At 58.7% G+C, this 12,032-nt stretch carries 15 protein-coding genes; 5 read left to right on the top strand and 10 right to left on the bottom strand.

The window, feature by feature from the left end:
• Window positions 1-57: 57 nt before the first annotated feature.
• The 5 genes from purQ to ACQZ6F_RS06610 form a co-directional block, all read right to left on the bottom strand.
• Window positions 58-729, bottom strand: a complete 672-nt coding sequence (gene purQ / locus ACQZ6F_RS06630) for a phosphoribosylformylglycinamidine synthase subunit PurQ (RefSeq protein WP_449092363.1) — start codon at window positions 727-729, stop codon at window positions 58-60.
• Window positions 726-1,283, bottom strand: coding sequence for an RNA 2'-phosphotransferase (locus tag ACQZ6F_RS06625; RefSeq protein WP_449092364.1), 558 nt, complete (start codon window positions 1,281-1,283; stop codon window positions 726-728). The genes purQ and ACQZ6F_RS06625 overlap by 4 nt, the downstream gene beginning before the upstream one ends.
• Window positions 1,284-1,291: 8 nt before the next feature.
• Window positions 1,292-1,534 (bottom strand): phosphoribosylformylglycinamidine synthase subunit PurS, encoded by a 243-nt coding sequence (gene purS / locus ACQZ6F_RS06620; protein ID WP_068387239.1) that lies wholly within the window; start codon window positions 1,532-1,534, stop codon window positions 1,292-1,294.
• Between the two features lie 17 nt (window positions 1,535-1,551).
• Window positions 1,552-2,316 carry a phosphoribosylaminoimidazolesuccinocarboxamide synthase gene (gene purC / locus ACQZ6F_RS06615; RefSeq protein ID WP_068387236.1) on the bottom strand — a complete coding sequence of 255 codons (765 nt, stop codon included), beginning with the start codon at window positions 2,314-2,316 and terminating at the stop codon, window positions 1,552-1,554.
• 263 nt (window positions 2,317-2,579) lie between these two features.
• On the bottom strand, window positions 2,580-3,134 hold the full coding sequence (locus ACQZ6F_RS06610; protein ID WP_068387233.1) for an RBBP9/YdeN family alpha/beta hydrolase: 555 nt from the start codon (window positions 3,132-3,134) through the stop codon (window positions 2,580-2,582).
• A gap of 167 nt (window positions 3,135-3,301) precedes the next feature.
• Here ACQZ6F_RS06610 and ACQZ6F_RS06605 point away from each other — a divergent pair, with 167 nt between their 5' ends.
• A complete protein-coding gene (locus tag ACQZ6F_RS06605) occupies window positions 3,302-4,102 on the top strand; it encodes a DUF2189 domain-containing protein (RefSeq protein WP_449092365.1) in 801 nt (266 codons plus the stop codon).
• Window positions 4,103-4,189: 87 nt separating this feature from the next.
• The gene (locus ACQZ6F_RS06600) at window positions 4,190-4,690 is read left to right on the top strand and encodes a low affinity iron permease family protein (protein WP_449092366.1); all 501 of its coding nucleotides are present in this window, start codon (window positions 4,190-4,192) and stop codon (window positions 4,688-4,690) included.
• Here the strand turns inward: ACQZ6F_RS06600 and purB are convergent.
• The 5 genes from purB to ACQZ6F_RS06575 form a co-directional block, all read right to left on the bottom strand.
• Complete coding sequence (gene purB / locus ACQZ6F_RS06595; protein ID WP_449092367.1) at window positions 4,687-5,988, bottom strand: adenylosuccinate lyase; 1,302 nt, start codon at window positions 5,986-5,988, stop codon at window positions 4,687-4,689. The genes ACQZ6F_RS06600 and purB overlap by 4 nt on opposite strands.
• 68 nt (window positions 5,989-6,056) lie before the next feature.
• Complete coding sequence (locus ACQZ6F_RS06590) at window positions 6,057-6,500, bottom strand: hypothetical protein (protein ID WP_449092368.1); 444 nt, start codon at window positions 6,498-6,500, stop codon at window positions 6,057-6,059.
• A 94-nt stretch (window positions 6,501-6,594) separates the two neighbouring features.
• Window positions 6,595-7,281, bottom strand: a complete 687-nt coding sequence (rpe, locus tag ACQZ6F_RS06585) for a ribulose-phosphate 3-epimerase (RefSeq protein ID WP_449092369.1) — start codon at window positions 7,279-7,281, stop codon at window positions 6,595-6,597.
• 106 nt (window positions 7,282-7,387) lie between these two features.
• A complete protein-coding gene (locus tag ACQZ6F_RS06580; RefSeq protein ID WP_449092413.1) occupies window positions 7,388-7,975 on the bottom strand; it encodes an Imm42 family immunity protein in 588 nt (195 codons plus the stop codon).
• Between the two features lie 104 nt (window positions 7,976-8,079).
• A complete protein-coding gene (locus ACQZ6F_RS06575; protein WP_449092370.1) occupies window positions 8,080-9,162 on the bottom strand; it encodes a branched-chain amino acid ABC transporter substrate-binding protein in 1,083 nt (360 codons plus the stop codon).
• 167 nt (window positions 9,163-9,329) lie between these two features.
• On the opposite strand from ACQZ6F_RS06575, the gene ACQZ6F_RS06570 reads away from it, so the two are divergent.
• Genes ACQZ6F_RS06570 through ACQZ6F_RS06560 form a run of 3 tightly spaced genes read left to right on the top strand, consistent with a single transcriptional unit; the run spans window position 9,330 to window position 12,027 of the window.
• Entirely contained in the window at window positions 9,330-9,824 is a 495-nt protein-coding gene (locus tag ACQZ6F_RS06570) for a flavin reductase (RefSeq protein WP_068387975.1), read from the top strand.
• Between the two features lie 19 nt (window positions 9,825-9,843).
• Window positions 9,844-10,776, top strand: coding sequence for an AAA family ATPase (locus ACQZ6F_RS06565; protein ID WP_449092371.1), 933 nt, complete (start codon window positions 9,844-9,846; stop codon window positions 10,774-10,776).
• 3 nt (window positions 10,777-10,779) lie between these two features.
• Window positions 10,780-12,027 carry a vWA domain-containing protein gene (locus ACQZ6F_RS06560; protein ID WP_449092372.1) on the top strand — a complete coding sequence of 416 codons (1,248 nt, stop codon included), beginning with the start codon at window positions 10,780-10,782 and terminating at the stop codon, window positions 12,025-12,027.
• The last annotated feature ends 5 nt before the right edge of the window (window positions 12,028-12,032 follow it).

The following is a 12,032-nucleotide window of genomic DNA, read 5'->3' as shown; positions in this document are numbered from 1 at the left end:
TCTTTTGTGCAAAGACGTCGATTTTATGGTTTTTTCCGTACCAGACCTGGGGATTTATCAGGCCGCGATCACGCCGAGTGCGGAGGCGAAGAGGCCACGGCCATCATTGCCACCATGCGCAGCCTCGATCAGGTTTTCCGGATGCGGCATCATACCGAGGACATTGCCCTTGGCGTTGATGACGCCGGCAATGTCATTGACAGAGCCATTTGGGTTGGTGCCTTCGGCATAACGGAAGACCACCTGGCCATCGCCCTCGATTGCCTTTAGCGTCTCCGGCTCGACGAAATAATTGCCGTCGTGATGCGCAACCGGGCTGCGGATGACCTGGCCTTTGGCATAGGCGCTGGTGAATTCCGTTTCGGCGTTGACGACCTCCAGCTTCACTTCGCGGCAAACGAACTTCAGCGAGGCATTGCGCATCAGCGCACCGGGCAACATTCCGGCTTCGAGCAGGATCTGGAAACCGTTGCAGACGCCGAGAACCTTAACGCCCTTGTCGGCCTTGTCCTTGATCGCCTGCATGATCGGCATGCGGGCCGCGATTGCGCCGCAACGCAGGTAATCGCCATAGGAAAAGCCGCCGGGAATGACGATCAGGTCGACATCCGGAATCTCCGTCTGGGTCTGCCACACGGTCACCGGCGCATGGCCGGAAATCTTGGTCAGCGCCGCGATCATGTCGCGATCACGGTTGAGGCCGGGGAGTTGGACGACTGCTGATTTCATGATGCTGTTCCCGAGAGAGGCGAAAGATACAGGCTTGGAACGTGATCGGTGAGCCATACTCCATTGTCGCTGACAAAGAAAGAATGACCTTCCGAGTGCATGAGTGCCGCGTCGATTTCAAGGATGATGTAGTCACCCTTGCGTCTCGTCGCGACGATTTTGGCTGTTTCGACATCCGGCGAGAGATGAACGTGATGACGCTGCATCTTCTTCAGCCCAGAATCTCGGATTGCCGGCCAGCTTTCGAGCGATGTTCCGTGAAATAGCCTCAATGGCGGAATCGCCGGGCTCAGCGCCAGATCGACGGTGACACTATGACCCTGTGCTGCACGGATACGATGATCCAGCAAGGTGAAGCGTTTCTTCGGATTGGACTCGATTACTTCGAGAATATCGGCTTCGGTGACATCGAAGCGATCGAAGATCACCTTTTTCAGATCGTCGAAAGACACCCAACCTTCCGAATCCAGGACCAATCCAGCCTCATGCGGCGCGTGCCTCAGCACGTAGCTCATGAATTTCGAGATTTCGGTCTGGAGTTTGGTGGATGCCATCGATGCCGTCAGTCGATCGAAATGCTGAAGTTCTCGATTACCGTGTTGGCGAGGAGCTTTTCGCACATGGCTTTCAGCTCTGCCTCGGCCTTGCTCTTGTCGGTGCCTTCAAGCTCGAGGTCGAAAACCTTGCCCTGGCGGACCTGATGAACGCCGTCAAAGCCAAGCGCGCCGAGCGCGCCTTCGATTGCCTTGCCCTGCGGATCGAGAACGCCGTTCTTCAGCGTGACGGTTACACGAGCCTTGATCACGATTGTCCTTCCTGAACTTACTTGACGAGAACCGGTCCCGTGCCGCGCACGGGTTCGTTTTCATTGATGATGCCGAGGCGGCGGGCCACTTCGGAATAGGCTTCCAGCAGGCCGCCCATATCGCGGCGGAAACGGTCCTTGTCCATCTTCTCGCGGGTCTCGACATCCCAGAGACGGCAGGAGTCGGGCGAGATCTCATCGGCAAGGATGATACGCATCATGTCGCCTTCGAACAGGCGGCCGCATTCGATCTTGAAATCGACAAGCTGGATGCCGACGCCGAGGAAAAGGCCGGTCATGAAGTCGTTGACGCGGATGGCAAGCGCCATGATGTCATCAAGCTCGGCAGGATTTGCCCAGCCGAAAGCGGTGATGTGTTCCTCGGAAACCATCGGGTCTTCGAGCGCGTCGGACTTGTAATAGAATTCGATGATCGAGCGCGGTAGCACCACGCCTTCCTCGATACCGAGGCGCTTGGAGAGCGAGCCGGCAGCAACATTGCGCACGACGATCTCGAGCGGAATCATCTCCACTTCCTTGATCAACTGCTCGCGCATGTTGAGGCGACGGATGAAATGCGTGGGAATGCCGATCTTGTTCAGATGGCTGAAGATATATTCGCAGATGCGATTGTTCAGAACACCCTTACCATCGATAACTTCGTGCTTCTTCTTGTTGAAGGCGGTGGCATCGTCCTTGAAGAACTGGATCAGCGTGCCCGGCTCAGGTCCCTCGTAAAGGATCTTGGCCTTGCCCTCGTAGATACGGCGGCGACGGTTCATTGGTATTGTTCTCTGTCTTTGGCGCTCACGGGATAGCGCAAGTGGATCGTATGTGGGCGTCCCCATAACGGATAAGAAGCGAATTCACAATCCGCCAACGCCTCCTTACTCGGAATTCCGGCCATGGCGGGGTGCCAAAGCAAGAATCGGGATCCGGTCATCACCTGTTTTACAGGCTTTTATCTAACGATGGAATGAAGGTGGCCGGTACTTCACAGGCTAGTGAGCCGGTCTGCATCCATCGAGCGTCCGTTTCACCTATATCACGGCTTCAACTGGCTGAGGAACTTGGCAAAGACCATCGTTCCCTCGGGCCACGGTCCGTGGCCGGATTCGCTGTTGATATGGCCGGACTCGCCGGCATCGATCAGCAGAGAGCCCCAACTGTTGGCGATGTCATCGGCGTGCTCGTAGCTGCCGAAGGGGTCGTTGCGGCTTGCAATCGTCATCGAAGGAAACGGCAGGGGTTCGCGCGGATAGGGGCCGAACGTCATCAGATGTTTCGGGCGGATGTCGGGATTGGCGACATCGGGCGGCGCGACCAGGAAGGCGCCGGCGACCTTGTTGCGGAAATGCGGGATCGCATGGATGACGGAGGGTACGCCAAGCGAATGCGCCACGAGCACGACCGGCTTGTCGCAAGCATTCACCTCTTCGGCAATGCGCGCGATCCAGTCATCGCGAACCGGCTTTGACCATTCGGCCTGTTCCACGCGCCGCGCCGTCGAGAGCTTCTGCTCCCAGCGCGTCTGCCAGTGATCCGGGCCGGAATTGGTGTAACCGGGGACTATGAGGATATCTGCGTCGGAGACTTTCATGATGCGCCGATGTGGAAAGTGTGAACCCAACTGTCAAGGGAAAAAGGCGACAATTGCGGCAAAATTTGTTAGGCTGGCCTTTGCCGGTAGCGAATGACGATGTCGGCGCCTGTTTTGCCGCCATTTTGCACCGCCAGCCGAGCACCACGGTTGAGGAGGAGAGCATTATGACGGCATTTCACGTCATGGCTGGAGCGGACCATAGCTTTACGCGCCCCGCCATCCGCAAGATCGGGATCGCCGATCTCGTCGACGCCCTGAAGATGGGGCTGGACGATTTCAGCGAAAAGCCTTCGCACTACGTTTTCCTGTGTCTGATGTATCCGATTGCCGGCATTGCGCTGGCGATCTGGAGCACCGACCGGAATCTGTTGCCGCTGCTGTTTCCGCTGATGTCCGGCTTTGCCTTGCTCGGACCCATTGCTGCGATCGGTCTCTACGAGATCAGCCGGCGGCGCGAGAAGGGACTGGATACGTCCTGGAGCCATGCCTTCGATGTGCGCTTTTCACCGGCACTGCCGTCGATCATCGTCGCGGGCCTCATGTTGCTCGGCCTTTTCATCGTCTGGCTCTTTGTGGCTCAGAATATCTATTTCCTCTATTTCGGGGATGGCGTAGCGCCTACGCTCTCTTCGTTCGCCTCCAGTGTCCTGACCACGCCGGAAGGGATGGCCATGATGCTTTGGGGTGACGCGATTGGCTTCGTCTTCGCACTCGTCGCGCTGGCGACCACGATCGTTACCTTTCCATTGCTGCTGGACCGTGACGTCGGTGTCGTCGCGGCGATCGATGCGAGCATCCGGGCGACACTGACCAATCCGGTTCCGGTGGCTGTCTGGGGGCTGATCGTGGCGGCACTTCTTGTCGTCGGCACCATCCCGATCTTCGCGGGGCTGGCGGTCGTCATGCCGATACTTGGCCATGCATCCTGGCATCTCTACCGCAAGCTGGTGGTGGCTCAGGATTAGACGCCGGCATTCTCAGCGGCTCCTGTAAATGGTTGGAACCGTAACAGCGTTGCCACGTTGATCCGCATCATCAAGGAGATGCGGATCATGGCCTGGCTTACGCATATCTTCACTCGTTTTGCGATCACGGTCTCGGAATGGACGGGCAAACCGGCCATATTCGTGCTGGCCTTGTTATCCGTCATCCTCTGGGGCGCCACCGGGCCGATCTTCGCTTATTCCGATACCTGGCAGCTTGTCATCAACACCAGCACGACGATCGTCACCTTCCTGATGGTATTTTTGCTGCAAAACGCCCAGACGCGCGACACGCGGGCAATCCAGGCCAAGCTCAACGAGCTGATCCTGACAAGCGCGGCCGAAAACCGCTTCATCGGCATCGAAAATCTCGATGACGAAGACCTCAAGCATCTGGACCGGCTGGTTGAGAAGGCAGCGAAACGCCATCACGAGCGGCATGCGGGCGATGCGGGTGAAAGCGTCGAGCACAATCGCACGGTCGCCGCCAAATCTGCCAACAAACGAAAAAGGCGGCGCACTAGCGGCACCGCCTCAACTCGCAGTCAGAGCAATCCAGCCAAATCTTAGCCGAAGACGCGCTTGAAGATCGTGTCGACATGCTTGGTATGGTAGCCGAGGTCGAACTTTTCGCGAATCTCTTCTTCGGACAGTGCTGCACGCACTTCCTGGTCGGCGAGCAGTTCCTCGAGGAAATCCTTGCCTTCCTCCCAGACCTTCATCGCATTGCGCTGAACGAGACGATAGGAATCCTCGCGGGAAACGCCTGCCTGGGTGAGCGCCAGCAAGACGCGCTGTGAGTGAACAAGTCCGCGGAACTTGTTCATATTCTTCATCATATTGTCCGGGTAGACGAGCAGCTTATCGATAACGCCGGTCATACGGGCAAGAGCAAAGTCGAGCGTCACGGTCGCGTCCGGACCGATCATGCGCTCGACGGACGAATGCGAGATATCGCGCTCGTGCCAAAGCGCAACGTTTTCCATGGCAGGGATGGCATAAGAGCGAACCATGCGGGCGAGGCCCGTCAGGTTCTCCGTGAGAACCGGATTGCGCTTATGCGGCATGGCCGAGGAACCCTTCTGGCCGGGCGAGAAATACTCCTCGGCTTCGAGAACCTCGGTGCGCTGCAGGTGGCGGATTTCGGTCGAAAGACGCTCGATCGAGGACGCGACGACGCCGAGGGTGGCGAAGAACATCGCGTGACGGTCGCGCGGGATGACTTGCGTGGAGACCGGCTCCGGCTTCAGGCCGAGTGCAGCGGCGACATGTTCCTCGACGCGGGGGTCGATATTGGCGAAGGTGCCAACAGCGCCGGAGATGGCGCAGGTTGCGACTTCCTCGCGGGCGGCGATCAGACGCTGCTTGCAGCGCTCGAATTCGGCATAGGCGAGCGCCAGCTTGACGCCGAAGGTGGTAGGCTCGGCATGGATGCCATGCGAGCGGCCGATGGTGACGGTATCCTTGTGCTCGAAGGCGCGGCGCTTCAGGGCTTCCAGCAGCTTGTCGATATCGGCGAGCAGCAGGTCTGTAGCCCGCACGAGTTGGACGTTGAAGCAGGTATCGAGCACGTCGGAAGAGGTCATGCCCTGGTGCACGAAACGCGCATCGGGACCGACGATTTCGGCGAGATGCGTCAGGAAGGCGATGACGTCGTGCTTGGTGACGGCCTCGATCTCGTCAATGCGGTCGACATCGAAGGTTGCCTTGCCGCCCTTTTCCCAGATGGTGTCGGCGGCCGACTTCGGAATGACGCCGAGAGCTGCGAGCGCGTCACAGGCATGGGCCTCGATCTCGAACCAGATACGGAACTTGGTTTCGGGCGACCAGATGGCGACCATTTCCGGTCGGGAGTAGCGCGGGATCATGGGCTCAAAGCTTTCTTGGCTAACGGTAAAGGAAACCTCGGCGCCCCCATAACAAAGACGGGCGGCAATCACAATGTTTGTCGCGTCGATCTTTCACCGCAACGCCTATGTCGCGCAAGATATGTGGCGGCAGCGATCAGGAAAAACAGACCGAAGGGCAGAAACAGGGTCAGGCCGAGGACTGCGAACTGGTATACGGCGCTGGCGCCGGTAAACAGGAACTGGAATATCCAGACCAGCGAGCCGAATGGAGCGTGCCAGCGCGCGTAGAACCAGCGATAGTCCATGGCGAAGAGGAAAGCCGTCGCGGCTACAGTGCCGACTGATAATACGAGGAAGAATGCGGCGAAACGTGCACTGGGCGGCCGGTGCTTGGTGAAATGCCCGGTAAGCGGCACCATGACGAGCCAGGAGAGGGTGCCACCGAAAAAATAAACGAGGGTGAGGGCGGTCAGGTGGCTCGTCAGAAGACCATTGCGCAGATACAGCGCCGCTAGCGCCGAAATCGCCATTGCCAGGCCCCAAAAGGCTGCACCACAGAAAAGTCCAAGGCAATAAGAGGCGGCGGTCCGCGCTCGGCCCGCCGCCTTGATGGTGCTGGTCGGATTAGTTCGATCCAACGCGACCTCGTTCGGCCGCAGCCCTGAGATCGCCGATCGTTTGCTTGTAGGCGTCGACTGATTCGCCCTTGAAGATCGCGGACCCCGCAACAAGGACATTGGCGCCGGAGGCGATGATGAGCTCGGCCGTATCGGTGGAGACACCGCCATCGACCTCCAGTTCGATAGGCCTGTCACCGATCAGGGACTTGGCATTGCGGATCTTGTCGGCCATGGCTGAAATGAATTTCTGGCCACCAAAGCCTGGATTGACCGACATGATGAGGATCAGGTCGATATCGTCGAGCACGTTTTCCAGGATCGAGAGCGGCGTTGCCGGATTGAGGGTGACGCCGACCTTCTTGCCGAGATGCCGGATCGTCTGCAGCGAACGGTGCAGGTGGACGCCGGCTTCGGCATGCACGGTAATCCGGTCGCAGCCGGCCTTGGCGAAGGCTTCGAGATAGGGATCGGCGGGCGTGATCATCAGATGGCAGTCGAAGGTGGCGGTCGTGTAGGGACGCAAGGCTTTGATCACGTCGGGGCCGAAGGAAATGTTCGGCACGAAATGCCCATCCATGACATCGAGATGGATCCAGTCGGCTCCGGCTTCGGTCACATCCTTCACTTCCTGGCCGAGCTTGGCAAAATCGGCGGCAAGAATGGAAGGGGCAATGCGGATCGGCAAGGTCATGGGAAAGCTGAGCTCCATCTGATTTTTTCAGTTTGGATTAGCACCGCTTCGGCGGGCAAACAATGCAGATGACGTTGATGCGGCGCGCGGATTCGACGGATGCTCGCTATTTCTTCGCGAGTGCGTCGCCACTTTCTTCGATCTTGAACGCCCATTCCGCAGCAAACAAATCACTCCAACGAGATAGAACATTGTAGAAGACCTCTGCGTCGAGCCATTCCTCTGCGACAGTGCTCACCAATCCCTCAAGATAGCCGGTGTTTTTGAAAGCGATGAGGCGAACTTTGCTCTCGACGTCGAATTGAAGAATATAGTTTCCGTCATCGAAGGCCTCATCGCCATCCGGAGCCCAGACCACCGCGCTCTTATGTATAAGGTCCGCAAACTCGGCCTTTGACAGACCAAAATAGTTGGTTCGTTCTGTATCGGTATAAACAGCCTCCAAGTAAGCTTCGGCGATCAAAGCTGCTTCTATGTTCGACAGAAGCGGAATTTGATGCGTTCCTTGTTGCTGCAAGCGGCCGTTAACGCCATCGAACGAGCAGCCCAACATTGAGGCGTCCGGTTTCCGGACTCCGTGCAACTTCCCTCCGATGTGGATGACGAAGTAGCCTAATGCTCTTTGGCTGAGGTTTGGAAATGCCCGTGTTATCGAGCTTTCAATCGCGAAGAATTTGGTGTCGCCAACAATCATGGAGTTCACGTCTATCTCCGGTCATTCGCTGTGGCGGATCATCAAATTTGGATTTCGCTCTGTCCTACCGTTAAAGAAGCTTCGTCTTGCTCGGCTGAATCGCCTCAATTCGATGGCAGAGTTGCCGGCACGAAAGCACTGCCGCGCCACTCCAGCAGCCGATAGGCATTTTCGGTCAGTTCATGGTTCTGACCGAAGGTGATGGGGCCGATGGCCGTCTGGAACGCCGTGCCGATGAGCTTGTCGGCTATCGCTTTGTTTTCCGCTTTGGCGCTTTCGGCTGCCTGATTGGCGATCTGGACTGCGGCGGCCGACGGCAGGATATAGCCGTCCGGTTCGATGCCGCCGGCGCGCATGGCTTGCACGGTCGGCTGTGCCGCGGGCAGGCTGGTGTAGTCGGACAGTGCGATGGCCTGTACGCCCTCCTGCAGCGGTACCGGTTGATCGGCGGCGCGCATGGCATCGCCGCCGATGATCGCAAGCGGAATATTCTCGCTCTTGGCGTCGCGGGCAATTACGGCCACGTCGCTGCGGTCACCACCGATGAATACCCGTGTGGCACCGGCTTTCTTCAGGCGGCGCACGAGGGCGATCTGCTGATCCTGGCCGGGGCGGTAGGTATCCGTGAAGACGGGCTTCAAGCCCTTTTCCTCAAGCGCAGTGCGGATCGCGCCCACCAGTTCGCGACCGTGGATCGTGCCGTCGTCGATCAGGGCCAACGGCTCGGCCGCCCAGTTCTTCAGGATGGTGTCGATGGCCATCGCGGCCTCGGCCGTGTCCACTGGCGCCAGGCGAAATAGCGGCCAGCCGTTCTTCACGGCATCTTCCATCAGGATGCGTGAACGCACGGAGACGGTAATGGCTGGAATGCCGGCATCCTTGAGGCGGGGCAAGGCGCCTTCCAGCGTCTCGGTGCAGAGAAAACCGATGGCTACCTGCACCTTGGCGGCGATCATTGCCTCGGCCGCAGCCCGCCCGCCATCCTCCGTGCAGGGTTCGTCGACGATGGTCGCCGTATCCTTCTGTGCCTGGATCTCGAAATTGGCGCCGGCAGTAATCTCGGCACCCAGCGTGGCGAAATTGCTGTCCTGCGGTGCCACGACACCGATATGAACATCTGCGGCGTAGCTGCTGCCGGCCGCGGAAAGCAGCACAAACAGAAGCGGAAGGCGACGCAGAACGTTCATCGATTGCTTATCCCGGACAATTTTCTGCTCTATTTATCCGTCTGAAGGAGATCGTCAAAGAAAAAGCAGCAGAATCCCTCTGTTTTCAATAGAGCTATTGTAGAAAAGCTAACACCTGCCCGCCATATTGAACGAAGACGGGGTATCACAGGAAGATGGAGACGGTGGTGCTAGACAGGCAGCGTATGGATCCGGCGCTTTATCGCGATGCCATGAGCCGCTATGCGGGGCATGTGCAACTGGTGACGACGGCGCTCGGGGGTGAACGGCGGGGCGTGACGATCACGGCAGCCTGCTCGGTATCGGACAGTCCGGCGACGGTGCTGATCTGCCTCAACAACAGCAACATCAAGAACGAGATCTTCTTCAATAGCGGCATCTTCGCGCTGAATACGCTCGGTGCCGATCACCAGTCGCTGGCCGACGCCTTTTCCGGCAAGACGCAGATGACGACCGACGAGCGCTTTGCCGCCGGCAAATTCGAGACTCTGGCCACCGGCGCGCCTGTCCTTGCGGATGCGCTGGCCGCCTTCGATTGCCGCGTGATCGAGATCAAACAGGCTTCGACCCATAACATCATCTTCGGCGAGGTCATGGCCATACGCTATAGCGAGCCAAAGCCGGCATTGCTGTATATGAACCGCGGCTACCACGCGCTATAACTCCCTCGAGGGAGTTATCATGGCGGATCAAGAATCATCACCTTCACTGCCGAGTTCGATCGAAGAGACGATAGCGCTGCTCGGCGCTCATGATTATCTGGCCGGGCGTGCCCTCGGCACGGTACTTTTTCTGGCTTTGAAGATGAAGCGGCCGCTTTTCCTGGAGGGTGAGGCCGGCGTCGGCAAGACCGAGATCGCCAAGGTCCTGTCCAAGGCGCTCGACCGGCCATTGATCCGTCTTCAATGTTACGAAGGTCTGGATGTCTCATCGGCCGTCTACGAGTGGAATTATCCGGCCCAGATGCTGGAGATCCGCCTCGCGGAAGCATCGGGTATCACCGATCGCGAGCGCATAGAGGCCGATATTTTCTCCGAACGTTATCTGATCCGCCGGCCGGTGCTGCAGGCGCTGTCGGGCGTCGGCGGCCGAGCGCCGGTGTTTCTGATCGATGAGCTTGATCGTACCGATGAGGCATTCGAAGCGTTCCTTCTCGAAGTGCTTTCCGACTTTCAGGTGACGGTGCCGGAACTTGGCACCATCCGTGCGAATGAACCGCCCATTGTCATCATCACCACGAACCGCACGCGCGAGGTACACGACGCGCTCAAGCGGCGTTGTCTCTACCATTGGGTCGATTATCCACAGGCGGAGCATGAGCTGGAGATCATCCGCCGCAAGGTGCCTGATTGCAGCGAGGCTCTATCGCGGCAGATCGTTGCCTATGTGCAGAAGCTCCGTGCGCTCGATCTCTACAAGAACCCCGGCGTTGCCGAGACGATCGACTGGGCGACGGCCCTGACCGAATTGGATCGACTGGTGCTCGATCCTGAGACAGTTTCGGACACTTTGGGCACATTGTTGAAATACCAGGATGATATCGCTCGCATCCAGGGCGCCGAGGGCAGGCGCCTGCTTGATGAAGTGAAATTGGAGCTGCTTGCAGCAGGTTAGGCTATGGAACCGGGTGAGCAAGATGGCATCGTCGTCGCGCAGTCACCGACCGGTGATGGACGTCTTGCAGACAATATCGTCTTTTTCGGGCGTGCGCTCCGAAAGGCCGGCCTGAAGATCGGACCTGGCGCCATTGTGGATGCTATCGAAGCCGTAGAGGCGATCGGTATCGGCTCACGCGACGAGTTTCACGCCGCTCTCTGCTCCGTCTTCGTCAAGCGGCATGACGATCTGGCGGTTTTCGAGGAGGCGTTTCGGCTGTTCTGGAGCCCTCGGGATCTCGTCGCAAAGATGATCGCGATGATACCGTCGGAGGCGCTGGATCGCAGCGACGTCAAAAGGCCGAATGCCGGTGAGACCCGCTCGGGTGATGTCCTGTCGAATGACCGCGAAGACTGGCGCCCACAACGCGAAACTCCCGGCATCGCGATTGACACCCGCTTCACAACGTCAGGCAGCGATGTCCTGCGCCGGCTGGATTTTGCGCAGATGTCGGCGGCTGAGATCGCTGTTGCCAAGAAGGAGCTCGCAAAGCTGAGGCTGCCGCTGGATCGCGTCCGTACGCGCCGCTTTGCACCCTCGCATAGACCAGTCAAGATCGATCCGCGTGCAACAATACGATCTGCCCTGCGCACCGGGGGAACCTTGATCCTACCGCGCTTTCGGCAGCCTAAGCATATACAGCCGCCACTGGTGGTGCTGGCGGATATTTCCGGTTCGATGAGCCAATATACGCGCATCTTCCTGCATTTCCTGCATGTGCTGACCGAACGGCGTCGGCGGGTACATACGTTTCTCTTCGGTACGCGGCTCTCCAACGTTACCAGGGCCATGCGCCACAAGGATCCCGATCAGGCGCTCAATGAGTGCGCCGCGGTGGTGCGCGATTGGTCTGGAGGGACGCGCATCGGCGAGACGCTGAGGGAATTCAACCGGCTTTGGGCGCGCCGGGTACTCGGGCAGGGCGCGATCGTGCTTCTGATCACCGATGGGCTGGAGCGTGAGGGCGTGGAACAGCTCGCCGAGGAAATGGATCGTCTGCATCGCTCCTGCCGGCGGCTCATCTGGCTCAATCCACTCTTGCGCTTCGATGGCTTCGAGGCGCGCGCTCGCGGCGTAAAAGCCATGCTGCCGCATGTTGACGAATTCCGTCCGGTTCACAATCTATTATCTCTGGCCGATCTCGTATCGGCTCTCACCGCCGGCCGCGCGGATGCCTACGATCCCCGCCGGTTTCTCAGCAAGTCATGAGGCTC

This window comes from Rhizobium sp. A22-96 (assembly GCF_053521805.1).
The sequence above is the reverse complement of the archived record's forward strand: the minus strand, read 5'-3'. Positions and strand labels throughout refer to the sequence as shown.

Bases quoted from the DNA above. Each gene is read 5' to 3' on its own strand.
- purQ (WP_449092363.1), bottom strand. From the start codon at position 729: ATGAAATCAGCAGTCGTCCAACTCCCCGGCCTCAACCGTGATCGCGAC.
- ACQZ6F_RS06625 (WP_449092364.1), bottom strand. From the start codon at position 1,283: ATGGCATCCACCAAACTCCAGACCGAAATCTCGAAATTCATGAGCTAC.
- purC (WP_068387236.1), bottom strand. From the start codon at position 2,316: ATGAACCGTCGCCGCCGTATCTACGAGGGCAAGGCCAAGATCCTTTAC.
- ACQZ6F_RS06610 (WP_068387233.1), bottom strand. From the start codon at position 3,134: ATGAAAGTCTCCGACGCAGATATCCTCATAGTCCCCGGTTACACCAAT.
- ACQZ6F_RS06605 (WP_449092365.1), top strand. From the start codon at position 3,302: ATGACGGCATTTCACGTCATGGCTGGAGCGGACCATAGCTTTACGCGC.
- ACQZ6F_RS06600 (WP_449092366.1), top strand. From the start codon at position 4,190: ATGGCCTGGCTTACGCATATCTTCACTCGTTTTGCGATCACGGTCTCG.
- purB (WP_449092367.1), bottom strand. From the start codon at position 5,988: ATGATCCCGCGCTACTCCCGACCGGAAATGGTCGCCATCTGGTCGCCC.
- ACQZ6F_RS06590 (WP_449092368.1), bottom strand. From the start codon at position 6,500: ATGGCGATTTCGGCGCTAGCGGCGCTGTATCTGCGCAATGGTCTTCTG.
- rpe (WP_449092369.1), bottom strand. From the start codon at position 7,281: ATGACCTTGCCGATCCGCATTGCCCCTTCCATTCTTGCCGCCGATTTT.
- ACQZ6F_RS06580 (WP_449092413.1), bottom strand. From the start codon at position 7,975: ATGATTGTTGGCGACACCAAATTCTTCGCGATTGAAAGCTCGATAACA.
- ACQZ6F_RS06575 (WP_449092370.1), bottom strand. From the start codon at position 9,162: ATGAACGTTCTGCGTCGCCTTCCGCTTCTGTTTGTGCTGCTTTCCGCG.
- ACQZ6F_RS06565 (WP_449092371.1), top strand. From the start codon at position 9,844: ATGGCGGATCAAGAATCATCACCTTCACTGCCGAGTTCGATCGAAGAG.
- ACQZ6F_RS06560 (WP_449092372.1), top strand. From the start codon at position 10,780: ATGGAACCGGGTGAGCAAGATGGCATCGTCGTCGCGCAGTCACCGACC.